Genomic DNA, 24,737 nt, shown 5'->3' with positions numbered 1-24,737 from the left:
GGCTCACTCCAGACCGGTCACAGCGTAACGACTGGTGGCGGACAGCACTTTGGTGCCATGCAACATCCCCTTGGGAATGACGATGCTTTCGCCGGCCTTGAGCAAGATGGATTTCGCCGGCGAAGCCACCAGTTCGATCAACCCCGTCTGGACCGAAAACAGCTCCGCCACTGGATGCGAGTGCGGAACCGAAATTTCGTTTTGCGATTCCTCGAACGTGGCATCGACATGCGCCTCCGACATGCCAGAAAACTGCTCGCGGGCCAAGGCAACATACTTGGGCAAGTTGTCTTGCCATTCGATATTTCGAAACAGATCTTCATCCGCGACGTCTTGCAACAAACGGAACTCTTCGAAACCACGCAGGATTTCAGGAATGATCTGCACCCCGTATTGTTTGATCATCGGGATGACCAGTTTCTCCAGGGCCATGCGGCCGTGGTGAACGTCGATGTGGTTGTGCTCATCGAAATAGAGGGTATCGATGTCGTCACCAAAGCCCGCTTTAATGGCCTGAGCCTGAGACCGGGTCACGAACGCAAGGCTTGCCTCGGTGTAATACATGGCCCCGAGGTAACGGAAGAATTTGGTGTGATCGTGGGATACATAATGGAAGTAATTGATCAGGGAGATCGAGGACGCCGTATAGAACTGCCAATACGTGTGAAGGCTCGGATCGAGGTCACAGGCCGTCATCAGGCGTTCGAATATCGTACTGTGCTTCTTCTCGTGCACGCCGTAGCCGTACTCATCCAGATAGATCTTGAACAGTTCGCTGGTGAATGGCCCGAAGTTTCCTAATACATTGCGGCCCATGGCGGAGGCTTCGCTCAAGAAGTCTCCGGCGCACTGGATCAGGTAATAGCGAGCCGCTTCCTTAGGATCGCAAGCGCTCTGGATGCTGCTGAGCAAGCCGGAGGGCGCATCGCGCACCTTCTCCAGTACCCCGCTCGTGTACGCCAGAAAGCTCTCGAGATCCCAGCTGCCTGATAATGAAATCTCATCGTCCAGCCAGCCGAAGACATGCTGCTCCAGCAGCGGACGAAGCAGTTCCAATGCCTTACGCAATTCGGCGTTGTAGAAGCCGTTGAAATGCTCGAAATTCAATGGCTTTTCAATCGGCAGAAACACCATGTCCTGCTCGTAGCGGTTCATCAGCAAACGTTGGGCTGCAAGATAACTGGGCTGGCTGAGCTGCCCTTTGGGCAAGCGCTTCTTCAACTGATCCAGTTTCAGGTCTTGTGGCCGAGTCGGGCGGTGGTAGGGGTCGTTCATGAAGAACGAAGCGGGCTGGCCTAACAGGGGATGTTTCCGCACGACATCGAGTGCATTTTCCAGCAGGGCATCATCCATGTGTATCGCGAGCATTTCCATACATCCTTATTTAGCTGGCTGAAACTACGGCTATTGTCTACACATAGCCAGCGAGTTAAATAGGCAAATTCAGAGTTTCATTAGTTAAAACGGCGTAAGCCTTAGTGAATTTCACTACGACGGCGACCGCTGGCAGCAGGTAGACTTATCCACGCCCGAGCGCCATTGCGTGGAGCTGGGTGCTCGGATAGTTTGGCGGGCACTGCGAACTCACGTGCAGATCAAATAAAAAGGATAGTTCAGGAAATAACTCTGCATGAAAAGGATGAGGAATATCCAGAAGTTCTATCTCGATCAAGTCGGGCATAAGTTTCCCGAGCGATCCAAATACCAACGCCAGTAAATGGGTAATCAAACCCGCTTCGGTTTGAACAGAAAGTGCCAGAGCCCATTGATCGAGGCGATTCGCGTGGCACTCCACAGGGGATTGTGATTTGGTCTTTAACTGAGCAGTTTTTTTGGGCCACTCCGCAATAACAAACCCAGCGTCCTGCGCCTAAAGCCGATCAGTTAAGCCACAAACCTGTGGGAGCAAAGCTTGCTCGCGATTGCGGTAAGTCAGTCAGTAACAATGTTGACTGATCTGTCGCTATCGCGAGCAAGCTTTGCTCCCACAGGGTTTGTGCCGTTTGATCCTTAACTGACTGGCATCAGCGTCCTGCGCCGGGCCTTTTTAGTCAGTACGCGATCATCATTTGGAACTGGCCTGCGCCGCTTCAACGATCAGGTCTGCAACTTTCTCCGGATTGGACGTCATCACCACGTGGGAGGCGCCTGGGACGGTGACGGTCTTTTTCGAGCCTGCACGGTCGGCCATGAACTTCAGGGCAGCTTCGGGGATGTTCTTGTCCGCCGAACCGTAGATGAACCAGGACGGCAGTTTTTTCCAGGCCGGGTCGCCGGAGGCTTCCTTCAAGGCCGCCTCGCTGATGGGCCGTTGGGTGGCGGCCATCAGTGCGGACTCGGCGGCTGGAACGTCGGCGGCGAACTGTTGGCCGAATTTGTCCTGCTGGATGTAGAGGTCCTTATTGCCGTCGTCCAGCGGCACCGGTGCGGCCAAGGTCGGCCCGAGTGTGCCGCCAGGGTAGCGACCGGACAGTTCGATGGCGGTTTCGCCTTTGTCCGGGGCGAAGGCTGCGACGTAGACCAAGGCCTTGACCCGCGGGTTGTCATGCACGGCGTTGGTGATCACCGCTCCGCCGTAGGAGTGGCCCACGAGGATCACCGGGCCGGCGGTGTGTTCGACGATGTCGGCGACATAGTCGGCGTCCTGCTTCACGCCGCGCAGCGGGTTGGCCGCTGCCACCACCGGGTAGCCCTGGTTCAGCAGCCGGGTGGCAACACCATTCCAGCTGGACGATTCGGCGAAGGCACCATGCACCAGCACGACGGTGGGCTTGGCGGCGTCGGGTTGTGCGGCGGCTGTGCTCTGAAGAGAGGTCAGCGCCATTGCTGCGGTGATGGTGGCGGCCAAGAGCGATTTGATATTGAGCATGATCATTCCTTTTCATTTATGGGTAGGCGATGCTCATGTGCGGCCCTGGGCGGCACATGAGCGGGGCGATGGGTTTACTGGCCCAGGAAGGCCAACAGGTCCTGATTCAGACGGTCCTTGTGGGTGTCGGTCAGGCCGTGGGGCGCCCCCGGGTAGACGATCAGCTCGGCGTTGCGCACCAGCTCGGCGGCGGCATGGGCGGAGGCTTCAATCGGGACGATCTGGTCGTCGTCGCCGTGCACGATCAGCGTCGGCACGTCGAACTTGGCCAGGTCGGCGCGGAAATCCGTTGCCGAGAACGCCGCGATGCAGTCGTAGGTGTTTTTGTGGCCCGCTTGCATGCCCTGCACCCAGAACGAATCAACCAACCCTTGGGAGACTTTTGCTCCGTCGCGGTTGAAACCGAAGAACGGGCCCGAGGCGATGTCGCGATACAGCTGCGAGCGGTTGTCCAGCGAGGCCTGGCGCAGGCCGTCGAACACCTCGATCGGCAGGCCGCCTGGGTAATCTTCAGTCTTGAGCATCATCGGCGGCACGGCGCTGATCAATGCGGCCTTCTTCACCCGAGCGGTACCGTGGCGGCCGATGTAGCGGGTGATTTCGCCGCCACCGGTGGAGAAGCCCACCAGGGTGATGTCGTTGAGATCCAGGGCGTTGATCACAGCGGCCAGGTCATCGGCGTAGTGATCCATGTCGTTGCCTTCCCACGGCTGGCTGGAGCGGCCATGACCGCGGCGGTCGTGGGCGATCACCCGGTAGCCTTGGTCAGCCAGGAACAGCATCTGTGATTCCCAGCTATCCGAATTCAGCGGCCAGCCATGGCTGAAGGTGACGACTTGTCCATCCTTCGGGCCCCAGTCCTTGTAGTAGAGCTGTACGCCGTCCTGGGTGGTGATATAGCTGCCGTTCTGGGTAGGGGTGCTGGTGCTCATTTTTTGCTTCCTTGTTTTAGGCAGTCGGGATGACTGCTTCTGAGAAATGTATTGAAGAAATATGTCGCGTCTGAGAAGGCCACTTCGCTTGCTACGAAATCAGGAGGCCACTGCTGCCCGGCGTATCGAGGCCTGCCTGGCTTGGCTGCGTTTGTTGGCGATGGCCAGCTTGCCGACCAGTCGGATCGCCACGGCGGCGCAGGTGATGCCGAAGGGCAGCACGTACCAGTCGCTCATCGGGATGCGTTTGAAGTTGGAGAGGGCGAATACGGCGGCGATGACCCACATACCGGTAACGTGCAACGCCTTCCACGCCTTGGGCCCCAGCAGCCGGGCAGGTGCTTTGAATGAGGTCAGCGCCATCAGCAGGATGAAGGTGTAGGCGGTCCCGCCTGGAATGTTGTTTGCCACGGTGCGGCTTGGCCAGAACTCGGTGTTGAGCTGCCCGTAGGCGTAGATCAACACGGCGTGCACCAAGTGCGAGAAGGCAAAGGCGAGGCCGATGAAGCGCCGTTCGCGAACCAGTGCCTTGGAAAGCGGCGAAGGCACCAGTACGGCGAAGGCCGATGCGGTGAATGCGATCAGGAACAATGCGAAGGAGGAACGGGCGGTGGCACGGATGGCGCTGCGCAGTCCCTCGACCAGGTCGGGTTGGACAGCGATTGCCGTGATGCTCATCGCCACCACCAGGGCTGCGACCAGGCCGAACAGCTGCCAGCCCTGGGGGCGGTAGGATGGGTTATTCATGGCAAGATCTCCTGTCGTGAGGTTCGCCATTCAGGGAGGCCGATGGCGATTCGATGGGGAGAATTCTTGCAAGGGGATGTATACCGCCTATGTTCGACAACCGGCGGTTATACGTTCTTTTGAGTACGCGAATGCGCTAGATACAATGGCTTACAAATGCACGTCCACGCATCCGGCCGACAGCGGGACGTGCAAGCATGGTCTACCGATTGAGGCCGAAGTCGAGGGTCACGCAAAGACCGCCGCCGTCGCGGTTGCGCACGCTCAGTGACCCACCAATAGCGACAGTCAACTGCTGGGCGATGGCCAGGCCCAGGCCGGTGCCGCCGGTGCTGCGGTTGCGTGAGCTTTCCACCCGATAGAACGGCTTGACCACCTCGGCCAGGACCTCCTCGGGAATGCCCGGGCCTCGGTCGAGCACACTGATCGAAACGCCCGTGCTCGCGTCGCCGCTGATCTCCACTTCGGCGGTCCCGGCGTACTTCAGCGCGTTATCCACCAGATTCACCAGGATCCGACGCAGCGCATGGGGCCGTGTCTCAATGACCGCGCCGTTATTGCCGCGCAGGCTGACCTCCCGGCCGGTGTCCTGGTAGTCGCACACCAGGCTATCGAGAAAGGAGTCCAGGCTGATGCGGCAACTGGCCTCGGTCGCACCATGGACGCTGCGCGCATAGGCAACACCTTCGCGCACCAAGTGCTCGATTTCGTTCAGGTCGTTGCCCAGTTTGTCTTTCTCCAGCGAGTCGTCCATGAACTCGGCGCGCAGCTTCATGCGCGTGATGGGCGTCTGCAAGTCATGGGAAATGGCTGCCAGTAACTGCATGCGCTCCTTCAGGTAAGCGGCGATCCGCGCCTGCATGCTGTTGAAGGCCCGGGCGGCGTACGCCACTTCCCGTGGGCCGCTTTCATCCAGCTGCACCGGGTGTGCGTTCGGGTCGAGGTTCTCCACGGCCTCGGCCAGGCGGCTGAGCGGGCGTATCGCGATCCGTACGGCCAGCCAGGTGCAGCCGATCAGCAACACCAGCTGACCGAACAGCACAAAGGGCAACCAGGGCGACAACGGCCTGACCGAGGGGCGCACGTCGATGGTGACCGGGCTGCCGTCAGCCAGTCGCACCTGGGCCTGGAAATGCTGCTGCGGCCCCGGGATCTGGACGAAGGTCAGGTCATAGTTGCTGCCAAGCGAGACCTGAAGTGATTGCGCCGCTGTTGCCGCGAGATCGTTCGAGGCCAGTGGAATGCCAGGATCATGTTCGCGCAGCAGGTAGTCATAGTTGCGCCGCTGCAGACGCTTGGTCCATGCCAGGCGCTCGTCGGCGGGCAAACGGTCAAGGATGGCGATGGAGGTCGCCGTGTCGTGTTCGAAGTTGCCCAACATGGCGGTCTTGGTGCTTTGGTAGCGTTCGTAGTACTGGGCTGCGAACGTCAGGGACTGAGCGAGTATCAGACCGACCAGAAACACCAGCCACAACCGCGAGGCCAGCGTGCGCGGCCATTGCAACGCGAGCTTCATGCCTGCTCCTCAAGCATCTCGACGGCGAAGGTAAAGACGTAGCCTTCATTGCGCACCGTCTTCAAGTAGAGCGGTTCCCGTGCGTCATCCAGCAAACGCTGGCGCACGCGGCTGACCAGCAGGTCGATGGAACGGTCGAAGATGTCCGCGTCACGGCCCTGGGTCAGGTTGAGCAACTGGTCGCGGCTCAGCACCCGCTGGGGATGGTCGAGGAATACCCGCAGCAGCCTGTACTCGGCGCCGCTCAGCGAGACGAGGGTGTCGTCTTCATCGAGCAGATGGCGAGCGGTGGTGTCGAGGCGCCACCGGCCGAACTTGAGCAGGCGGCCGCTTTCGGTGACGACGAAGTTGGGCGGCAGCATGCGGGTGCGCCGCAGCACGGCGTTGATACGCGCGAGCAGCTCCCGGGCGGCGAAGGGCTTGGCCAGGTAGTCGTCGGCGCCCATTTCCAGGCCGATGATGCGGTCGGTCTCGTCGCTGCGAGCCGTCAGCATCAGCACGGGGGTCGCCTTATGCTTGCCGGCGCGCAGTTCGCGGCACAGCAGCAGCCCGTCATCCCCCGGCATCATGATGTCGAGCACGATCAGGTCCACCTGGTTGGTTTCGAGAAAGGCCCGCATCTGCCGACCATCCGCGACTACGGTGGTGCGCAGACCGTTCTTCTTCAGGTAATTGCCGACCAGCTCCCTGATCTCGCGATCATCATCCACGATCAATACGTGATCGACATGTTCCATGCCCTGCTCTCCGAAATACGCGCATCGAGTGCGCAGTGTGGCGATGCCCGGTTGCCGGTTGGCAAGGCAGCGCAGCTCTGCTTTTACAGCCCGGGATCAAGCCAGAGCCGAGCCAGAACAGCAGCGATTGTATCGCTCTGTATCGCAACCCACCTCAGATACGTAACGCATCCAACCGAGGTATTTCTCGACACAGCCGAGATACCTCACCGGCCTTTAATGAGCCCCATCGAGACAACATGAATCGCCTCGATGAAACCATCGAACTCATTGAAGGAAAACGACCATGAAACTGAAAACCATCGCTACCGCTTGCCTGATCACTGTCCTGAGCGCCGCCGCATTACCCGCCCTGGCCCAGGACAAAGCCGCCAGCGAAACCTACACCTACGGCACCCATCTGGACATCAAGCGAGTGGTCTCGCTGACCGAGGACGGCGGCCAGACCTGCGGCTTGGTGAATGCGCAGATCAACTACCTCGATTCGATGGGTGAGCAGCGGTCCCTGATGTACCTCAAGCAGGCAGACACCTGCAACAACGAAGGGAGCTGAGCTTCACGGCACTCATTACAGCCGCAATCATCGTGCAAACAGGAGTCAATATGAAGAAACTCAAGACCTACCTGACCGCTTTTGCCCTCGCATTGGGCGGCATGGCTGCCCACGCCAATGCCGCCGGTGAGCACAACCGGGGCAACAGCGGCCTCTGCTACCAGCTCACACCGCTGAAGAAAACGCCCTCGCCGCGGGCGGTTGGCCTTTGAAGGCGTTGTGGGATGTATCAGGAATGGCGGTCCAGTTTCTTGAGAAACACCGTCATTTCCTTTTCGGCCTGTTTGTCGCCATGGGCACGGGCGGCTTCCAGGCCTTGTTCCCAGGCACGACGCGCGGCCGGTAGGTCGCCCTGGCCCTGGTGGGCCTTGCCCAACAGTTTCCAGGCGGCCGAATATTTGGGGTCGAGCTCGACGCAGCGTTGCAGGTGTTCGGCGGCGCGGGGGAATTCGTTGAGATCGAGATAGCCCTTGCCCAGGCCGAAGCGCAGCAGGGGGTTGTCCACACCCTTGGCGAGCATTTTTTCCAGGGATTCGAGCATGGGACCTGTCCTTTTTGGCTGTTCCAGTGGCTGATTTGTTGAATGTCAGATAGCTATCGCGGGCAAGCCTTGCTCCCACAGGCCTGCTTCCACAGTCTGATCCCACTGTAGTCATGTTGCATGGGACGTCATCCACTGTGGGAGCAAGGCTTGCCCGCGATGAGGCCCCATCTATCACTGCACATCCAGGGTCAGAAGAAGCTCAACCCCACATGGAACAGCTTCTCGACGTCGCGAATGTGCTTCTTGTCCACCAGGAACAGGATCACATGGTCGCCGGCCTGGATCACGGTGTCGTCATGGGCGATCAGCACTTCTTCGTCGCGGATGATCGCGCCGATGGTGGTGCCCGGCGGCAGGCCGATGTCGCGGATGGCGCGGCCGATCACTTTGCTGGACTTGGCGTCGCCATGGGCAATCGCCTCGATGGCTTCGGCCGCGCCACGGCGCAGGGAGTGCACGCTGACGATGTCGCCGCGACGCACGTGGGCCAGCAAGGTGCCGATGGTTGCCAGTTGCGGGCTGATGGCGATGTCGATGTCGCCGCCCTGGATCAGGTCGACGTAGGCCGGGTTGTTGATGATGGTCATCACCTTCCTCGCCCCCAGGCGCTTGGCCAGCAGCGATGACATGATGTTGGCTTCGTCGTCGTTGGTCAGGGCCAGGAAGATGTCGGCGTCGGCGATGTTTTCCTCCAGCAGCAGGTCGCGATCCGAAGCACTGCCCTGCAGCACCACGGTACTGTCGAGGTTGTCCGAGAGATAGCGGCAGCGGGCCGGGCTCATCTCGATGATCTTCACCTGGTAGCGGCTTTCGATGGCTTCGGCCAGGCGCTCGCCGATCTGCCCGCCGCCGGCGATGACGATGCGCTTGTAGTTCTCGTCGAGACGGCGCATTTCGCTCATCACCGCACGAATATTCACCTTGGCGGCGATGAAGAATACCTCGTCGTCGGCCTCGATCACCGTATCGCCCTGGGGCAGAATCGGCCGGTCGCGACGGAAAATCGCCGCGACCCGCATCTCTACATTCGGCATGTGCTCGCGCAACTGACGCAGTTGCTGCCCCACCAACGGCCCGCCGTAGTAGGCCTTGACCGCCACCAGTTGCGCCTTGCCCCCGGCAAAGTCGATCACCTGCAAAGCGCCTGGGTGCTCGATCAAGCGCTTGATGTAGTTGGTCACTACCTGCTCGGGGCTGATCAGCACATCCACCGGGATCGCTTCGTTGTCGAACAGGTCGGCGCGGGTCAGGTAGGCCGCTTCCCGCACCCGGGCGATCTTGGTCGGGGTGTGGAACAGGGTGTGGGCCACCTGGCAGGCGACCATGTTGGTTTCGTCGCTGTTGGTGACGGCCACCAGCATGTCGGCATCGTCCGCGCCGGCCTGGCGCAGCACGGTCGGCAGGGAACCACGTCCTTGCACGGTGCGGATGTCGAGACGATCACCGAGGTCGCGCAGGCGTTCGCCGTCAGTGTCGACCACGGTGATGTCGTTGGCCTCGCTGGCCAGATGCTCCGCCAGCGAACCGCCGACCTGTCCTGCACCCAGGATGATGATTTTCATCCGTTCACTCCTATCGAATCGGTCTTAACCGCGTGCGGCGGCGATCTTGATCAGCTTGGCGTAGTAGAACCCGTCGTGCCCGCCCTCCTGGGCCAGCAACTGGCGACCATGGGGCTGCTTCAGGCCGGCCTGGGTGGCGATGTCCAGTTCCCGCGCGCCGGGGGTGCGGGCGAGGAAGGCTTCGATCACCTCAGTGTTCTCGGTCGGCAAGGTCGAGCAGGTGGCATAGAGCAGGATGCCGCCCACGTCGAGGGTCTGCCACAGAGCGTCGAGCAGCTCGCCCTGCAGCAGCGCCAATGCGGCGATGTCGTCCGGTTGGCGGGTGAGCTTGATGTCCGGGTGACGGCGGATCACGCCGGTGGCCGAGCACGGCGCGTCCAGCAGGATGCGCTGGAACGGCTTGCCGTCCCACCAGGCTGCGGTGTCGCGACCGTCGGCGGCGATCAGCTCGGCATCCAGGCCCAGGCGCTCGAGGTTTTCCTTCACCCGCACCAGGCGTTTGGCCTCCAGATCCACCGCCACCACGCCGGCCAGCTTCGGCTCGGCTTCGAGGATGTGGCAGGTCTTGCCCCCCGGTGCGCAGCAGGCGTCCAGTACCCGTTGCCCAGGCGCCAGCTCCAGCAGGTCGGCGGCCAGTTGCGCGGCTTCGTCCTGGACGCTGATCCAGCCGTCGGCGAAGCCCGGCAGAGCGCGCACATCGCCCGGGGTTTCCAGCAGGATGCCGTCGCGGCTGTACACGCATGGCCGGGCCGGGATACCGGCCTCGCCCAGCAAGGCCAGATAGGCATCGCGGGTATGGTGGCGACGGTTGACCCGCAGGATCATCGGCGGATGGGCATTGTTGGCCGTACAGATGGCTTCCCATTGCTCGGGCCAGAACGCCTTCAAAGCCTTCTGCAACCAGCGCGGGTGAGCAGTGCGCACCACCGGGTCATGCTCCAGCTCGGCCAGCAGGCTTTCGCTTTCCCGTTGGGCGCGGCGCAACACGGCGTTGAGCAAAGCCTTGGCCCAGGGTTTTTTCAGTTTGTCGGCGCAGCCCACGGTTTCGCCGATGGCGGCGTGGGCAGGCACGCGGGTGTAGAGCAGTTGGTAAAGCCCCACCAGCAGCAGCGCTTCGACGTCGGCATCGGCGGCCTTGAACGGCTTCTGCAACAACTTGGCCGCCAGGGCCGACAGCCGTGGCTGCCAGCGAGCGGTGCCGAACGCCAGGTCCTGGGTGAAACCGCGATCACGGTCCTCGACCTTGTCCAATTGGGTCGGCAAGGAACTGTTGAGCGACGCTTTGCCGCTGAGCACGGCGGCAAGCGCCTTGGCGGCGGCCAGACGCGGGTTCATGAAGCCTCCACCGCTTGGCCGAGGATGCTGCCGACGGCGAATTTCTCACGCCGGCTGTTGAACAAGTCGCTGAAGTTCAGCGCCTTGCCGCCGGGCAGTTGCAGACGGGTCAGGCACAGCGCCTGTTCGCCACAGGCCACGACAAGACCGTCCTTGCTGGCTTCGAGGATCTGCCCAGCAGCGCCCTTCCCTTCGGCGCACTTGGCGGCCAGTACCTTCACCGCTTCGCCGTTCAAGGTGCTGTGGCAGATCGGCCACGGGTTGAAGGCGCGCACCAGTCGCTCCAGTTCGACCGCCGGACGGCGCCAGTCGATACGGGCCTCGTCCTTGTTCAATTTGTGCGCGTAGGTGGCGAGGCGGTCATCCTGCACTTCGCCCTCCAGCGTGCCGGCGGCCAGGCCGGCAATCGCCTCAACCACGGCCGGCGGGCCGAGCAGCGCGAGGCGGTCGTGCAGGCTGCCGCCGGTGTCTTCGGCGCTGATGGGGGTGGCGACCTTGAGCAGCATCGGCCCGGTGTCCAGGCCTGCCTCCATGCGCATCACGGTCACGCCGCTCTCGGCATCGCCCGCTTCGACGGCGCGCTGGATCGGCGCCGCACCGCGCCAGCGCGGCAGCAGCGAGGCGTGACTGTTGATGCAACCCAGGCGCGGGATGTCCAGCACCACTTGGGGCAGGATCAGGCCGTAGGCGACCACCACCATCAGGTCCGGTTTCAGCGCGGCCAGTTCGGCCTGGGCTTGCCCATCGCGCAGGGTCGGCGGCTGCAACACCTGCAAACCGTTTTCCAGGGCCAGTTGCTTGACCGGGCTGGGCATCAGTTTTTGCCCACGGCCGGCCGGCCGGTCCGGCTGGGTGTAGACCGCGATGATTTCATGGGGGCTGGCCAGCAGGGCCTTGAGGTGTTCGGCGGCAAACTCGGGAGTGCCGGCAAAGACGATGCGCAGTGGCTCAGTCATGGAAGCTCTCAATTAACAGCAGTCGCATAAAGAAAAAAGGCTTGCCGCAGCAAGCCTTTGAAAGGAGGCATCAAGCATTCTGGCGATGGATCTTTTCCAGTTTCTTCTTGATCCGGTCACGCTTGAGGGTCGACAGGTAATCCACGAACAACTTGCCGTTGAGGTGGTCACACTCATGCTGGATGCACACCGCCAGCAATCCTTCGGCGATCAGCTCGTAAGGCTGGCCGTCACGGTCCAAAGCGTTGATTCGGACCTTCTGTGGACGGTCGACGTTCTCGTAGAAACCCGGTACCGAGAGACAGCCTTCCTGGTATTGCTCCATCTCGTCGGTGAGGGTTTCGAACTCGGGGTTGATGAACACCCGTGGCTCGCTGCGGTCTTCGGAGAGGTCCATGACGACGATACGCTTGTGCACGTTGACCTGGGTCGCGGCGAGGCCGATGCCGGGCGCTTCATACATTGTTTCAAACATGTCATCGACCAACTGACGCACTTCGTCGTCCACTACGGCCACCGGTTTGGCGATCGTGCGCAGGCGCGGGTCCGGAAATTCGAGAATGTTCAAAATGGCCATAAGCTTGATAAATGCACGTGTGAGGTAAAGTCGGGTGGCTGGCCTGGCGTGTCTTGGGATGCAGGCTACCGTTGTAAAACGTTGCTCTCGATACGGAGCGAGCCACTGGGGCTCTGGCGTTTTACGCGAACGCACATGATAAAGGGATTCACCGCATGAGGAAATCACTACTCGCCCTGCTGCTCCTGGCCTCGGCCGGTATCGCGCACGGGCAAGTGCAACTTCGGGAAGGATTCCCGCAGCAATACACCGTGGTCGCTGGCGACACACTGTGGGACATTTCCGGCAAATACCTGCGCGAGCCGTGGAAATGGCCCGAACTCTGGCAGGCCAACCCGCAGATCGAGAATCCGAACCTGATTTACCCTGGTGATACCCTGTCACTGGTCTACGTCAATGGCCAGCCGCGGCTGACCCTCAACCGTGGCGCCTCCCGGGGCACCATCAAACTGTCGCCGCGTATCCGCAGCTCGCCGGTGGCCGAGGCCATCCCGAGCATCCCGCTGCAAGCCATCAACAGCTTCCTGCTGAGCAACCGCATCGTCGACACGACCGAGGATTTCAACAAGGCGCCCTACGTCGTCGCCGGCAATGCCGAACGGGTGCTCAGCGGTGCCGGGGACCAGATCTTCGCCCGCGGGGCATTCGCCACAGACCAGTCGGCCTACGGCATCTTCCGACAAGGCAAGGTCTACACCGATCCGCAGACCAAGGAGCTACTGGGCATCAACGCCGATGACATCGGCAGCGCCGAGGTCGTGACCGCCGAGGGCGACGTCACCACCCTCACCCTGCAACGCACCACCCAGGAAGTACGTCTCGGCGACCGGCTGTTCAGCGGCGAAGAACGCTCGATCAACTCGACGTTCATGCCCGGCGCGCCGAAAACGGACATCAACGGGCTGATCCTCGACGTGCCACGGGGCGTGACCCAGATCGGCGCGCTGGATGTGGTCACCCTGAACAAGGGTCGCCGCGACGGGCTGGCCGAGGGCAACGTGCTGGCGGTGATGAAAACCGGTGAAACCGTGCGCGACCGCGTCACCGGCGAACCGGTGAAGATCCCCGACGAACGGGCCGGCCTGCTGATGGTGTTCCGTACCTACGACAAGCTCAGCTACGGCCTGGTGCTATACGCCTCGCGCTCGTTGGCGGTGCTCGACAAGGTGCGCAATCCATAACGGGTCTCACAACTTACCAACAGAGTTATCCACAGCTTGTTCCCGTTCGAACGGGACATATGACGATCAAGGATTGATCACATGACATTGCTTGAACGCCCTTCGGTTTCCCCCGCGGAACTGGAGGCCCGCCTGCGCCTGCACCGCTTGCCGGAGCTGGGACCCAAACGTTTCATGACCCTGATGGAAGCCTTCGGCTCGGCCTCAAAAGCCATCAGCGCGCCGGCCAGCGCATGGCGGGCACTGGGGTTGCCCGCGGCGAGCGTCGAAGCCCGGCGCAACCCGGATGTGCGCGACGGCGCCGCCCACGCATTGGCCTGGCTGGAGGGTTCGGGCCAGCATTTGCTGATGTGGGACCAGCCAGACTACCCGGCGCTGCTGGCGCAGATCAGCGACCCGCCACCGCTATTATTCGCCGCTGGTGACCCTACCATCCTGGAAAAACCGCAGTTGGCGATGGTGGGCAGTCGCCGCGCCTCGCGTCCGGGAATGGACACGGCCGCGGCGTTTTCCCGCTGTCTGGCCAGCGCCGGTTTTGTCATCACCAGCGGCCTGGCCCTGGGCATCGACGCGGCGGCTCATCAAGCGGCGCTGGATGTCGGCGGGCTAACCATCGGGGTGCTGGGCACCGGCCTGGAAAATTTTTATCCACAGCGCAATCGGCGCTTGGCGGACGCCATGATTGCTCAGGGCAGCGCGGTGCTCTCGGAGTTTCCGTTGGACGCGCCGCCCCACGCCAGCAACTTTCCGCGCCGCAACCGGATCATCAGCGGCTTGTCCCTTGGCGTCCTGGTGGTTGAAGCCAGTGTCGCCAGCGGCTCGCTGATCACGGCGCGCCTGGCGGCGGAACAGGGGCGCGAGGTATACGCCATTCCGGGATCGATCCATCACCCCGGTGCCCGGGGTTGTCATCAATTGATCCGCGACGGTGCGGCCCTGGTGGAAACCGTCGAGCATATCCTCGAAGCCTTGCGTGGTTGGCAGCGACTGCCGTTGGCCCCGGAGCCGACGCCTGTCACCCATCCGCTGTTGCGCCTGCTCCATGCCGCGCCGCTCACCAGCGAGGCGTTGGCCGAGGCCAGTGGCTGGGGATTGCCCAAAGTGCTGGCGGCGCTGACCGAACTGGAAATGGAGGGGCGCGCCACGTGTGACAACGGCCGCTGGTTTGCGCGCACGCGCTAGGTTTTATGGGGAAGATCGGTAAACTGCGCACAGCCTTATCTTGTGTTGCGGAGAATCTTTCATGGTCAACAGTTGGCGTGTGCAACAAGCCGCGCGAGAAATTCGCGCCGGGGCGGTGATTGCCTACCCAACCGAAGCGGTCTGGGGCCTGGGTTGCGATCCATGGAACGAGGAGGCGGTGGAGCGCCTGCTGGCGATCAAATCGCGGTTGCCCGACAAGGGGTTGATCCTGGTGGCGGACAACATTCACCAGTTCGACTTCCTGTTCGAAGATTTCCCCGACATCTGGATGGATCGCATGGCCAGCACCTGGCCGGGGCCCAACACCTGGCTGGTACCGCACCAGAACCTGCTGCCGGAATGGATCACCGGGGTGCACGACACGGTGGCGCTGCGGGTCAGCGATCACCCCACCGTGCGCGACTTGTGTTCGCTGGTCGGGCCACTGGTGTCCACCTCGGCCAACCCCCAGGGCCGCCCGGCAGCGCGCACGCGGATTCGCGTCGAGCAGTATTTTCGCGGGCAGATCGACCTGGTGCTCGGCGGCAACCTGGGTGGGCGCAAGAACCCCAGCGTGATTCGCGACCTGGCCACCGGAAAAGTAGTTCGACCGGACTGAGCCCGGTCGCAGCCTCCGGATTCAATACCTATCCCCTGTGGGAGCGAGCCTGCTCGCGATAGCGTCGGGTCAGACGAACGGGTGTTGTCTGATACACCGCCATCGCGAGCAGGCTCGCTCCCACAGGGTTTGTGTTGCCACAGACCCTATGCACACCACAGTTCAGATGTGGGAGCGGGCTTGCTCGCGAATGCGTCGGGTCAGCCAATATCGATGTTGCTGACCCACCGCTTTCGCGAGCAAGCCCGCTCCCACAGAGGTTTTGTGTTGCCACAGAACTTATGCACACCACCATTTCAAGGCAGCAGAATGGTCGACCCCGTTGTGCGCCGCGCCGACAATTCGGCCTGGGCCTTGGCCGCTTCCGCCAATGGATAACGCTGATTGATGTCCACCGTGAGCTTGCCGCTGCTGATCATGCCGAACAGTTCATCGGCCATGCGTTGCAGGTTTTCGGCGTTGTTGGCGTAAGTCGCCAGGGTCGGGCGGGTCACGTACAGCGAGCCTTTCGCTGACAGAATTCCCAGGTTCACCCCGTCCACCGCACCCGAGGCATTGCCGAAGCTCACCAGCAGGCCACGGGGCGCGACGCAATCGAGCGAGGTCAACCAGGTGTCCTTGCCGACCCCGTCGTACACCACCGGTACTTTTTTACCGTCCGTCAACTCCAGCACCCGCTGTGCGACGTTTTCCTTGCTGTAATCGATGGTTTCCCAAGCGCCATGGGCTTTGGCGATGGCCGCTTTTTCCGCAGAGCTCACCGTACCGATCAGCTTCACGCCCAAGGCCTTGGCCCATTGGCAGGCCAGGGAACCCACGCCACCGGCAGCGGCATGGAACAGAATGGTTTCGCCACCCTTGAGCTCATAGGTCTGGCGCAGCAGGTATTGCACCGTCAGGCCCTTGAGCATGACGCCGGCAGCCTGCTCGAAACTGATGGACTCAGGCAGGTGCACCAGGTTGGCCTCGGGCAACACATGCGCGTCGCTATAGGCGCCCAGCGGACCGCTGCCATAGGCCACCCGATCGCCCACCTTGAACCGGGTGACGCCCGAGCCAACCGCCTCGACCACACCCGCCCCTTCGGCGCCCAGGCCCGAAGGCAGGGCCGGCGGTGGGTAAAGGCCACTGCGGTAATAGGTGTCGATGAAATTCAGGCCGATGGCCCGGTTGCTCACGCGCACCTGCTGAGGGCCCGGTTCGGCAGGTTGATAATCCACGTACTCAAGCACTTCGGGGCCGCCGTGGGAACTGAACTGGATACGTTTGGCCATCTTCACTCTCTCCTTGTCGCAGGACTTTTCACCAAGCCTCCCATCGGACTCCTAAGCTTGACCTTCGTCAACTGTGGCGTGGGCAAGTGCGGTGGTATCCTGTGCGCCCATTGGCCACCGGCCCGCTGTACGCCGCGTAGCCCAGTCCTGATCAAGGGGGTGTCATGACCACTCGTACCGAGGCCGTGAAAGCCTATCTGCTCGACCTGCAAGACCGCATCTGCGCTGCACTGGAAGCCGAGGACGGCGGCACTCGCTTCGTCGAAGACGCCTGGACCCGACCTGCCGGCGGTGGCGGTCGCACCCGGGTGCTGGAGAACGGTACGGTCGTTGAAAAGGGTGGCGTCAACTTTTCCCACGTCTTTGGCAGCGGTCTCCCACCGTCGGCCAGTGCCCATCGGCCGGAACTGGCCGGACGCGGTTTCGAAGCCCTGGGCGTGTCGCTGGTTATCCATCCGCACAATCCCCACGTTCCAACTTCCCACGCCAACGTGCGCTTTTTCATCGCGGAAAAGGAAGGCGAAGAACCGGTCTGGTGGTTCGGTGGCGGCTTCGACCTGACGCCGTACTACGGCGTCGCCGAAGACTGCGTGCATTGGCACCGCGTGGCCGAGCAGGCCTGTGCGCCGTTTGGCCCGGAGGTGTATCCGCGCTACAAGGCCTGGTGCGACAGCTATTTCCACCTCAAGCATCGAAATGAACCCCGGGGTATCGGCGGCCTGTTTTTCGATGACCTGAACGAGTGGGGGTTCGACACCTGCTTCGCCTTCATCCGTGCGATCGGCGATGCCTACATCGAGGCCTACCTGCCTATCGTGCGCCGGCGCAAACACGCGCCGTTCACTGCCAAGCAACGGGAGTTCCAGGAGTTCCGCCGTGGACGCTACGTGGAATTCAACCTGGTCTACGACCGTGGCACCCTGTTCGGGCTGCAATCGGGTGGACGGACCGAGTCGATCCTGATGTCCTTGCCGCCGCAGGTGCGCTGGGGCTACGACTGGAAAGCCGAGCCAGGCAGCGAAGAAGCGCGCCTGACCGAGTATTTCCTGCAGGATCGCGACTGGCTGGCGAAGGCCTGACCCTATGACCATGGACCGCTACGTTGTAATGGGTAACCCCATCGGCCACAGTAAGTCGCCGTTGATCCATCGCCTGTTTGCCGAACAGACCGGGCAGACACTGGACTACAGCACCCTTTTGGCCCCGCTGGATGATTTCGCCGGTTGCGCGCGGGATTTTTTCCGCGAGGGACGTGGGGCGAATGTCACCGTGCCGTTCAAGGAAGACGCTTTCCGACTGGCTGACAGCCTGACCGAACGGGCGCAGCGGGCCGGGGCAGTCAATACCTTGAGCAAGTTGGCCGATGGCCATCTGTTGGGCGACAACACCGACGGTGCCGGGCTGGTGCGGGACCTGACCGTCAATGCCGGCTTCAGCCTCAAGGGCAAACGCATTCTGGTGCTGGGGGCCGGAGGCGCGGTGCGCGGCGCCCTGGAGCCGTTGCTGGCCGAGGCACCGGCCTCGGTGATCATCGCCAACCGCACGGTGGAAAAAGCCGAGTTGCTGGCCGAGTTGTTCGCCGACCTGGGCCCGGTCTCGGCCAGCGGTTTCGATTGGCTGCGCGAGCCCGTGGATCTGATCATCAACGCCACGTCCGCGAGCCTGTCAGGGGACGTACCGCCAATTGCTGGCAGCCTGATCGAGCCCGGCAAGACCGTTTGTTACGACATGATGTACGGCAAGGAGCCGACTTCGTTCTGCCGCTGGGCCCGCGAACAGGGCGCCGCGGTGGCGATGGACGGCCTGGGCATGCTGGCGGAACAGGCGGGCGAAGCGTTCTACCTGTGGCGCGGCGTGCGCCCGGACACCGCGCCGGTACTGGCCGAGTTGCGTCGCCAACTGGCGCTCTGACCCTGTTTGAACTGGACTGTGGCGAGGGGATTTAGCGAGACGTCGCACCGCCCCGCTGGGCTGCGCAGCGGCCCCCTCTTTTTTGGGACTGCTGCGCAGTCCAGCGGGGCGGTGCGACGTCTGGCTAAATCCCCTCGCCACAGAGGAGCTCTGTGCTGCTCTTCAATCCTCAAAGTGAATCGGGCATCTCTCCGGCCCTTCAAGCTTCTTCAACTCCTCCACCACATGGGGCCTGGCCCTGCGCAAGGTCAGGCTGCGCCCCTGGGCACCCAGGCGGCGGGCTTCCTGGTGGAGCATTTCCACCCCGGAATAGTCGATGAAGTTGATCTGCTGGGCATCGATCACCACCCGTTGCCCTTGCAGGCGTTGCAGGCGCACCTGCAGATAATGACTGGCACCGAAGAAGATCGAACCACCGACCCGCAGGACATCCGCCTCGCCTTCGTGGGAATGCTGCACCCGCGGCTGTGATGTGCGCTTGAGGTAGAAAAACAGCGACGCCAGCACACCGGCGTAGATGGCGGTTTGCAGCTCCAGCAGCAACGTGGCCAGGCAGGTCAGGCTCATCACCACGAATTCGGCCCGGCTCACGCGGTACAGCGCCCGGATACCACGGTGGTCCACCAGCCCCCAGGCGATCAGCAGAATGCTGCCGGCCATCGCCGGAATCGGGATGTGCGAGATCAGTTTCGCACCGGCGACCGCAAACAAGGCCACCCACAAGGCCGAGAACACCCCGGCCAGGGGCGAACAGGCCCCCGCGTCATAGCTGAGGCCGGAACGGGTAAAGGAACCGGCCGACAAGGAGCCGGAGAAAAATCCGCCCACGATGTTGGAAAGCCCCTGCGCCCTGACCTCTTGGTTGGCGTCGAGCAATTGCCCGGAGCGCACCGACAACGAGCGGGCAATGGACAGACTGGTGACCAGCCCGAGCATGCCCACCGCCACGGCGCCGGGGAGCAGGCGCAGGATCAGGTCCAGGTCCAGTGGCAGCGCGGTGAACGGCGGCAGGCGCCCGGCAAAGGCGCTGACCAGCGCCACATGCCCGAACATGGCCGGCCACAACCAGACCACCAGGCTGCTGATGACCAGGGTTATCAACAGGCTCGGCCAGCGCGGCAGCAGCCGCTTGAGTAGAACCCCCAGGGCCAGCGTCCCCAAGCCCAACAGCAACGAAGGCTTATCCACAGCCCCGAGGTGACTGAGCAACATCAGCACGCCCTTCAAGGCCGTGGCCTCGTTCGGCAGATCGAGCCCCATCAGGTTCGGCAACTGCCCCAGTGCGATCACCACCGCCGCGCCCAGGGTGAAGCCGAGCACCACCGAGTGCGAGACGAAGTTCACCAGCGCGCCGAAACGTAACAGGCCCAACAACCATTGGAAAATGCCCGCCAGTACCGTCAGCAGCAGGATCAAGGTGATGTAGTCCTGGGTCGCGGGCACGGCCAAGGGACTGACGCTGGCGTATAGGACAATGGAGATCGCCGCCGTAGGACCGCAGATCAAATGCCATGACGAACCCCACAGACAGGCGATCAACACCGGCACAATCGCCGCGTACAAGCCGTACTCAGGCGGCAAACCGGCGATCAGGGCGTAGGCAATGGACTGCGGCAACGCCAGGATCGCGCCGCTCAAACCCACGATCAGGTCACGGCCGACACTGGCCCGGGTCTGTCGGGGCAGCCAGCTCAGGAAAGGGAACAGTGAATGGCGGGTGGGGATTGCCATGGGGCCTCAAAGATGGGGGTTGCGGACAAGAGTATCAGGACCAGGCACCGTTCTCCCTGTGGCGAGGGGATTTATCCCCTCGCCACAAAAGTGCTCCGGATCACCTTTTGAGGGCTTATCCGGAGCACGCGGGTCATCAGAGCTTGGCCTTCACCGCCGCCAACGCTTCCTGACCATCCACCGTCTTCACGCCATCCAGCCACTTGTCCAACACCGCCGGGTTGGCCTTGATCCAGGCCTTGGCCGCCTCGGCATTGCTGAGCTTCTTGTTCGCTACGTCGGCCATGATGCTGTTTTCCATTTCCTGGGTGAAGCTCAGGTTGGTCAACAGCTTGCCCACGTTCGGGCAGGCCTGGGCATAACCTTTGCGGGTCAGGGTATAGACGCTGCCCGTATCGCCGAAATATTTCTCGCCGCCCTTGAGGTAGCGCATTTTCAGTTGCACGTTCATCGGGTGTGGCGTCCAGCCAAGGAAGGTCACGAACTTCTGTTTCTTCACCGCCCGGGACACTTCCGCCAGCATCGCCTGCTCACTGGACTCCACCAGTTTCCAGTCGCCCATGCCGAAATCGTTGGTCTTGATGATTTCCTTCAGGGAGAGGTTCGCCGGCGCGCCGGAACCGATGCCGTAGATTTTCTTATCGAATTTGTCGGCGAATTTGTTCAGGTCGTTAAAGTTATGCACACCGGCGTCCCAGACGTAGTCCGGGACGGCCAGGGTGAACTCGGTGCCGTCCAGGTTCTTGGCCAATTGGGTGACATCCCCGTTCGCCACGAATTTGTCATAGAACCCCTGCTGTGCCGGCATCCAGTTGCCCAGGAACACATCGACCTGGCCTTCCTTGAGACCGCCGAACGTAATGGGCACCGCAAGCGTGTCGACCTTGGGTTTGTAGCCCATGCCCTCCAACAGGAAACCGGTGATGGCATTGGTCGCCGCGATATCGCTCCAACCCGGGTCAGCCATCTTGACCGTCTCGCAGCTCTGCTCGGCCCACGCCGAGGCACTGCTCAACGCCAACAGCCCAGCGGCCAGTACTGTGGATAACTTTTGCATGTGCTTCCCCTTACGTTCGTTATTGGTTTTGGCAGGGTTGTGGATAACGGGCCTTGCGCTCCAGATCGTCGAGGTCGATGTGGTTGCGCATGTATTGCTGACTGGCATCCACCAGCGGCTGGTGATCCCAGCTCTTGAGTTTGCCCAGGGTCAGCGCCTGGGCGACGAAACGACGGCGTCGCTGGCTGGCGAGCACCTGTCGATGAATGGTCGGGATGTCCCATTTGGCCCTGGCTTCGGCGAGAAACTCGACGAACAGGGCGTGATGCTCCGGTGACTGGCTGAGATCTTCCAATTCCTTGGGGTCGTTACGGACATCGAACAGCAGGCACGGATCGTCTTCGCTATAGATGAATTTCCATTGGCCGCGGCGGATCATCATCAACGGGCTGATGGTGCCCTCAGCCATGTATTCGCCGAAGACCTCGTCGTGCCCGCCCTGCCCTTGCAGATGCGGCACCAGCGAACGGCCGTCCAACGGCAAACCAGGCTCCAGCGTGCCGCCGGCCAGTTCCACCAGGGTGGGCAGCAAGTCGGCGGTGGACACCGCCGCGCTGACCCGGCCGCTGGCGAACTGACCCGGAGCGCTGATCAACAGCGGCACCCGTGCGGACATCTCGAACCAGTGCATTTTGTACCAGAGCCCTTTTTCACCGAGCATGTCTCCATGATCGCCGGAGAACACAATGATCGTGTCCTCCATCAAACCGGTGTCCTCAAGGGTCTGCAGCAGCTTGCCCACATTGCTGTCGATGTAGCTGCAAGCACCGAAATAGGCTCGGCGGGCATCGCGAATCTTATCCACAGGCAGCGGCTTGTCCCACAGATCATAGACCTTCAACAGGCGCTGGGAGTGTGGGTCGAGTTCGGTTTGCGCCGGCGTCTGCGGCAACGGGATGTCGTTGTCGTCATACAAATCCCAGAAAGCCTTGGGAATCGTGTACGGGTCGTGTGGGTGAGTCATCGACACGGTCAGGCAGAACGGTTGGTCGCCGTCCTCACGGATGTGGTCGAACAGGTACTGCTGCGCCTTGAACACCACTTCTTCATCGAAATCCAACTGGTTGGTACGCACGCAAGGCCCGGCCTGGAGCACCGACGACATGTTGTGATACCAGCTCGGCCGCACGTCCGGCTCATCCCAGTTCACGGCCCAGCCGTAGTCGGCCGGGTAAATGTCACTGGTCAGGCGCTCTTCATAGCCGTGCAACTGGTCCGGCCCGCAGAAGTGCATCTTGCCGGAGAGCGCCGTGCGGTAGCCGAGGCGCCGCAGGTAATGGGCGTACGTCGGGACGTCGGCCGGAAAATCCGCGGCGTTGTCATAGGCGCCGATCTTGCTGGGCAACTGGCCGCTCACCAGGGTAAAGCGCGACGGCGCACACAGCGGGCTGTTGCAATACGCGGCGTCGAACACCACGCCCTGGTCGGCCAGGCGCGACAGATTCGGCAGCTTGATCGGCGAAGGACCGTAGATCGGCAACATTGGCGCGGCCATCTGATCGGCCATGATGAAAAGAATGTTCTTGCGCTTCATGTAATCGCGGCATTCCATAGTGAACGGTTATGCGAAATTGCTGCGATTGAGCATGTCCCCCCAACCTATTGGGGTAAAGCCCATGCAGGATAATGACTAGGATAAGCACAGCTTATGTATGACGCCTTGGGTGACCTGTCTCTGGATCTGTTTCGTGCCTTCGAAGCAGCGGCCAGGCAACGAAGCTTTACGGCCGCGGCGATCGAGCTGGGCACCACGCAACCGGCCATCAGCCAGCAGATCAAACGCCTGGAGGAACAGCTCGGCACGCGGTTGTTCGATCGCATTTACCGCGGCATCGAATTGACCGAGGCTGGGACGACACTCTTCGAACAGGTCCAGGCCGGATTGCAGAATATCGACGCAGGATTGAGTGCGATCACTGCGCAACATCAGCATGAGGTGTTGCAGGTCGCCACCGATTTCGCTTTCGCCGCCTACTGGTTAATGCCGCGATTACATCGTTTTCACGCTGCCAACCCCCAGGTGGACGTCAGCCTGGTGACCAGTGAGCGCAACCACAACATGTTGCGCTCCGATATCGACGTTGCCGTGTTGTTCGGCGACGGTCGCTTCAAACAGGGTGAAAGTCGCTGGCTGTTCAGCGAAGAGGTCTTTCCGGTGTGCAGCCCGTTGCTGCTCAAGGAACGTCCCCTGCCCTTGTCCGCCCAGGCCTTGTCGGAATTTCCGCTCTTGCACCTGCGCGGCGGCAACGGCAGTCACTGGTTCGACTGGAATGGCGTGTTCCGCGAGCTGGGCATCACCTCGCCACCGGCGCCCGGGCAACTGCGTTTCGACAACTACACCTTGCTTATCCAGGCGGCAATTGGCGGCCAGGGAGTTGCCATCGGCTGGCGCCACCTTGTGGATAACTTGTTGGCCCAGGGCCTGCTGTGTCGTCCAATCGCTGAGACGGTGCTGTCGCGCCTGGGGTATTACGTGGTCCTGCCCCAGCGTAAACGGCGGGGGGCATTGATCAGGCAGTTCGTGGACTGGCTGATGGAAGAACAGGCCAACAGCGGCGAGTCGCTCACGGGGTTGCCGTTGCCGTCCATCGCTGTTTGAGATTTGCGAGTGAAGGCACTTCCATAGCCAAAGAAAAACTACTGTGGCGAGGGGATTTATCCCCGCGGGGCGCGAAACAGCCCTGCTTTTTTGGGGCGGCTTCGCAGCCCAGCGGGGATTAAATCCCCTCGCCACAACAGCAATCCTCACCACAGGTTTCGCACGGTCGTCAGGTAGCGGCTACGAAGCTGACATGCTCGCCCACATGCAGGTTCAAGCGCAGCTCATCGGCAATGCCGACCGCCACCCGGTTGAGCCGCTCCAGGGATTCGGCCATGCCCGGTTCCAGGCTGGTACTGACTTGGGTGAAATGCTCGATGCTCAACCCGGCAACAGCATAAGGCGAGTTGACGAGGGTCCATTGCACTGTGCTGTTGCGCAGGGCATCGAGGATTTCTTCGGCGGCATGACGCTGCAAGTCGTCTTCGCCCTCCTCCTCGTCGAGCACGGCGAAATCGCCCACCAGAAACAACCGGGGAATGTTCACCGCCTGCATGCCGGCGATCAACGCATCCACCGCCAGGACCTGCTCCACCGGGCCCGGAATCAGCGTGCGCTCCACGTGCTCGCTGTTCATCGGCAGCCCTGGCGCGTTCAGCAGACAGATCACCGCATCGGCACCGGCCACGCTTTGCTTGACCCGCTCGGGATCATAGAGGTCCCCGGTCTTGGTCCGCAGGCCCGGACGCGGCGCCAGGGCCGTGAGATCATCGAGGACGGCAATGACTTCGTGCTGGCGTCGCAGCATTTCAGCCATCAACGCACTGCCGAGGCTGCTCATGGCACCATAGAGCACCAGTTTGATCACCGGGGTTTCGGCGTTTTTCATGGCTGTTTTTCCCTTTTTTACCGCGT

General features: G+C 61.9%; 24 protein-coding genes. 8 read left to right on the top strand and 16 right to left on the bottom strand.

From position 1 onward, the window contains the following. Window positions 1-3 precede the first annotated feature (3 nt). The 6 genes from LOY35_RS00385 to LOY35_RS00360 all read right to left on the bottom strand — a co-directional run bounded on the left by LOY35_RS00385 (window position 4) and on the right by LOY35_RS00360 (window position 6,801). Window positions 4-1,368, bottom strand: coding sequence for an iron-containing redox enzyme family protein (locus LOY35_RS00385; protein ID WP_258629561.1), 1,365 nt, complete (start codon window positions 1,366-1,368; stop codon window positions 4-6). Window positions 1,369-2,065: 697 nt separating this feature from the next. Next, window positions 2,066-2,875 carry an alpha/beta fold hydrolase gene (locus tag LOY35_RS00380; protein ID WP_408981176.1) on the bottom strand — a complete coding sequence of 270 codons (810 nt, stop codon included), beginning with the start codon at window positions 2,873-2,875 and terminating at the stop codon, window positions 2,066-2,068. 68 nt (window positions 2,876-2,943) lie between these two features. Continuing rightward, entirely contained in the window at window positions 2,944-3,801 is an 858-nt protein-coding gene (locus tag LOY35_RS00375) for an alpha/beta fold hydrolase (protein ID WP_258629559.1), read from the bottom strand. 99 nt (window positions 3,802-3,900) lie between these two features. Beyond that, the gene (locus LOY35_RS00370; RefSeq protein WP_258629558.1) at window positions 3,901-4,548 is read right to left on the bottom strand and encodes a ferric reductase-like transmembrane domain-containing protein; all 648 of its coding nucleotides are present in this window, start codon (window positions 4,546-4,548) and stop codon (window positions 3,901-3,903) included. A gap of 202 nt (window positions 4,549-4,750) precedes the next feature. Further along, window positions 4,751-6,064: an ATP-binding protein gene (locus LOY35_RS00365; RefSeq protein WP_258629556.1), complete on the bottom strand. Its 1,314-nt coding sequence runs from the start codon at window positions 6,062-6,064 to the stop codon at window positions 4,751-4,753. Beyond that, window positions 6,061-6,801, bottom strand: a complete 741-nt coding sequence (locus LOY35_RS00360; RefSeq protein WP_041023914.1) for a response regulator — start codon at window positions 6,799-6,801, stop codon at window positions 6,061-6,063. The genes LOY35_RS00365 and LOY35_RS00360 overlap by 4 nt, the downstream gene beginning before the upstream one ends. 286 nt (window positions 6,802-7,087) lie before the next feature. On the opposite strand from LOY35_RS00360, the gene LOY35_RS00355 reads away from it, so the two are divergent. Next, the gene (locus LOY35_RS00355; protein ID WP_258629555.1) at window positions 7,088-7,354 is read left to right on the top strand and encodes a DUF2790 domain-containing protein; all 267 of its coding nucleotides are present in this window, start codon (window positions 7,088-7,090) and stop codon (window positions 7,352-7,354) included. A 50-nt stretch (window positions 7,355-7,404) separates the two neighbouring features. Beyond that, the gene (locus tag LOY35_RS00350; RefSeq protein WP_154673559.1) at window positions 7,405-7,566 is read left to right on the top strand and encodes a hypothetical protein; all 162 of its coding nucleotides are present in this window, start codon (window positions 7,405-7,407) and stop codon (window positions 7,564-7,566) included. A 17-nt stretch (window positions 7,567-7,583) separates the two neighbouring features. On the opposite strand, the gene LOY35_RS00345 is transcribed toward LOY35_RS00350, so the two are convergent. The 5 genes from LOY35_RS00345 to def form a co-directional block, all read right to left on the bottom strand. After that, window positions 7,584-7,895 carry a tetratricopeptide repeat protein gene (locus LOY35_RS00345; RefSeq protein WP_055135677.1) on the bottom strand — a complete coding sequence of 104 codons (312 nt, stop codon included), beginning with the start codon at window positions 7,893-7,895 and terminating at the stop codon, window positions 7,584-7,586. A 191-nt stretch (window positions 7,896-8,086) separates the two neighbouring features. Beyond that, window positions 8,087-9,460 (bottom strand): Trk system potassium transporter TrkA, encoded by a 1,374-nt coding sequence (gene trkA, locus LOY35_RS00340; RefSeq protein WP_258629552.1) that lies wholly within the window; start codon window positions 9,458-9,460, stop codon window positions 8,087-8,089. Window positions 9,461-9,484: 24 nt separating this feature from the next. Further along, complete coding sequence (gene rsmB, locus LOY35_RS00335) at window positions 9,485-10,795, bottom strand: 16S rRNA (cytosine(967)-C(5))-methyltransferase RsmB (protein ID WP_258629551.1); 1,311 nt, start codon at window positions 10,793-10,795, stop codon at window positions 9,485-9,487. Next, window positions 10,792-11,751: a methionyl-tRNA formyltransferase gene (fmt, locus tag LOY35_RS00330; protein WP_258629549.1), complete on the bottom strand. Its 960-nt coding sequence runs from the start codon at window positions 11,749-11,751 to the stop codon at window positions 10,792-10,794. Before fmt ends, rsmB begins: the two co-directional genes overlap by 4 nt. Window positions 11,752-11,821: 70 nt before the next feature. Further along, a complete protein-coding gene (def, locus tag LOY35_RS00325; protein ID WP_258629548.1) occupies window positions 11,822-12,328 on the bottom strand; it encodes a peptide deformylase in 507 nt (168 codons plus the stop codon). Window positions 12,329-12,483: 155 nt separating this feature from the next. Here def and LOY35_RS00320 point away from each other — a divergent pair, with 155 nt between their 5' ends. The 3 genes from LOY35_RS00320 (at window position 12,484) to LOY35_RS00310 (ending at window position 15,310) form a co-directional block, all read left to right on the top strand. Beyond that, window positions 12,484-13,509 (top strand): LysM peptidoglycan-binding domain-containing protein, encoded by a 1,026-nt coding sequence (locus LOY35_RS00320; RefSeq protein WP_258629546.1) that lies wholly within the window; start codon window positions 12,484-12,486, stop codon window positions 13,507-13,509. A gap of 81 nt (window positions 13,510-13,590) precedes the next feature. Continuing rightward, window positions 13,591-14,691 (top strand): DNA-processing protein DprA, encoded by a 1,101-nt coding sequence (gene dprA, locus LOY35_RS00315; RefSeq protein WP_258629544.1) that lies wholly within the window; start codon window positions 13,591-13,593, stop codon window positions 14,689-14,691. A 61-nt stretch (window positions 14,692-14,752) separates the two neighbouring features. Next, the gene (locus tag LOY35_RS00310; protein WP_258629542.1) at window positions 14,753-15,310 is read left to right on the top strand and encodes an L-threonylcarbamoyladenylate synthase; all 558 of its coding nucleotides are present in this window, start codon (window positions 14,753-14,755) and stop codon (window positions 15,308-15,310) included. A gap of 296 nt (window positions 15,311-15,606) precedes the next feature. On the opposite strand, the gene LOY35_RS00305 is transcribed toward LOY35_RS00310, so the two are convergent. After that, window positions 15,607-16,584, bottom strand: a complete 978-nt coding sequence (locus LOY35_RS00305) for an NADPH:quinone reductase (RefSeq protein ID WP_258629541.1) — start codon at window positions 16,582-16,584, stop codon at window positions 15,607-15,609. Between the two features lie 164 nt (window positions 16,585-16,748). On the opposite strand from LOY35_RS00305, the gene hemF reads away from it, so the two are divergent. Continuing rightward, window positions 16,749-17,663 carry an oxygen-dependent coproporphyrinogen oxidase gene (gene hemF / locus LOY35_RS00300; protein ID WP_258629540.1) on the top strand — a complete coding sequence of 305 codons (915 nt, stop codon included), beginning with the start codon at window positions 16,749-16,751 and terminating at the stop codon, window positions 17,661-17,663. Window positions 17,664-17,673: 10 nt separating this feature from the next. Then, window positions 17,674-18,495, top strand: coding sequence for a shikimate dehydrogenase (gene aroE / locus LOY35_RS00295; RefSeq protein WP_258629539.1), 822 nt, complete (start codon window positions 17,674-17,676; stop codon window positions 18,493-18,495). A gap of 162 nt (window positions 18,496-18,657) precedes the next feature. On the opposite strand, the gene LOY35_RS00290 is transcribed toward aroE, so the two are convergent. From LOY35_RS00290 to betC, 3 genes are all read right to left on the bottom strand, one after another. Then, the gene (locus tag LOY35_RS00290) at window positions 18,658-20,226 is read right to left on the bottom strand and encodes a SulP family inorganic anion transporter (protein WP_258629538.1); all 1,569 of its coding nucleotides are present in this window, start codon (window positions 20,224-20,226) and stop codon (window positions 18,658-18,660) included. 136 nt (window positions 20,227-20,362) lie between these two features. Next, window positions 20,363-21,283, bottom strand: a complete 921-nt coding sequence (gene choX / locus LOY35_RS00285; protein WP_258629537.1) for a choline ABC transporter substrate-binding protein — start codon at window positions 21,281-21,283, stop codon at window positions 20,363-20,365. Window positions 21,284-21,302: 19 nt separating this feature from the next. After that, complete coding sequence (betC, locus tag LOY35_RS00280) at window positions 21,303-22,817, bottom strand: choline-sulfatase (RefSeq protein WP_258629536.1); 1,515 nt, start codon at window positions 22,815-22,817, stop codon at window positions 21,303-21,305. A gap of 114 nt (window positions 22,818-22,931) precedes the next feature. Between betC and LOY35_RS00275 the strand changes: the two genes are divergently transcribed. Then, the gene (locus LOY35_RS00275; protein ID WP_258629535.1) at window positions 22,932-23,882 is read left to right on the top strand and encodes a choline sulfate utilization transcriptional regulator; all 951 of its coding nucleotides are present in this window, start codon (window positions 22,932-22,934) and stop codon (window positions 23,880-23,882) included. Between the two features lie 169 nt (window positions 23,883-24,051). On the opposite strand, the gene LOY35_RS00270 is transcribed toward LOY35_RS00275, so the two are convergent. Continuing rightward, entirely contained in the window at window positions 24,052-24,711 is a 660-nt protein-coding gene (locus LOY35_RS00270) for an NAD(P)-dependent oxidoreductase (RefSeq protein ID WP_258629533.1), read from the bottom strand. Between the last annotated feature and the right edge of the window lie 26 nt (window positions 24,712-24,737).

The sequence above is a fragment of the Pseudomonas sp. B21-028 genome (assembly GCF_024749045.1).
Classification (GTDB): Bacteria; Pseudomonadota; Gammaproteobacteria; order Pseudomonadales; family Pseudomonadaceae; genus Aquipseudomonas.
The sequence above is the reverse complement of the archived record's forward strand: the minus strand, read 5'-3'. Positions and strand labels throughout refer to the sequence as shown.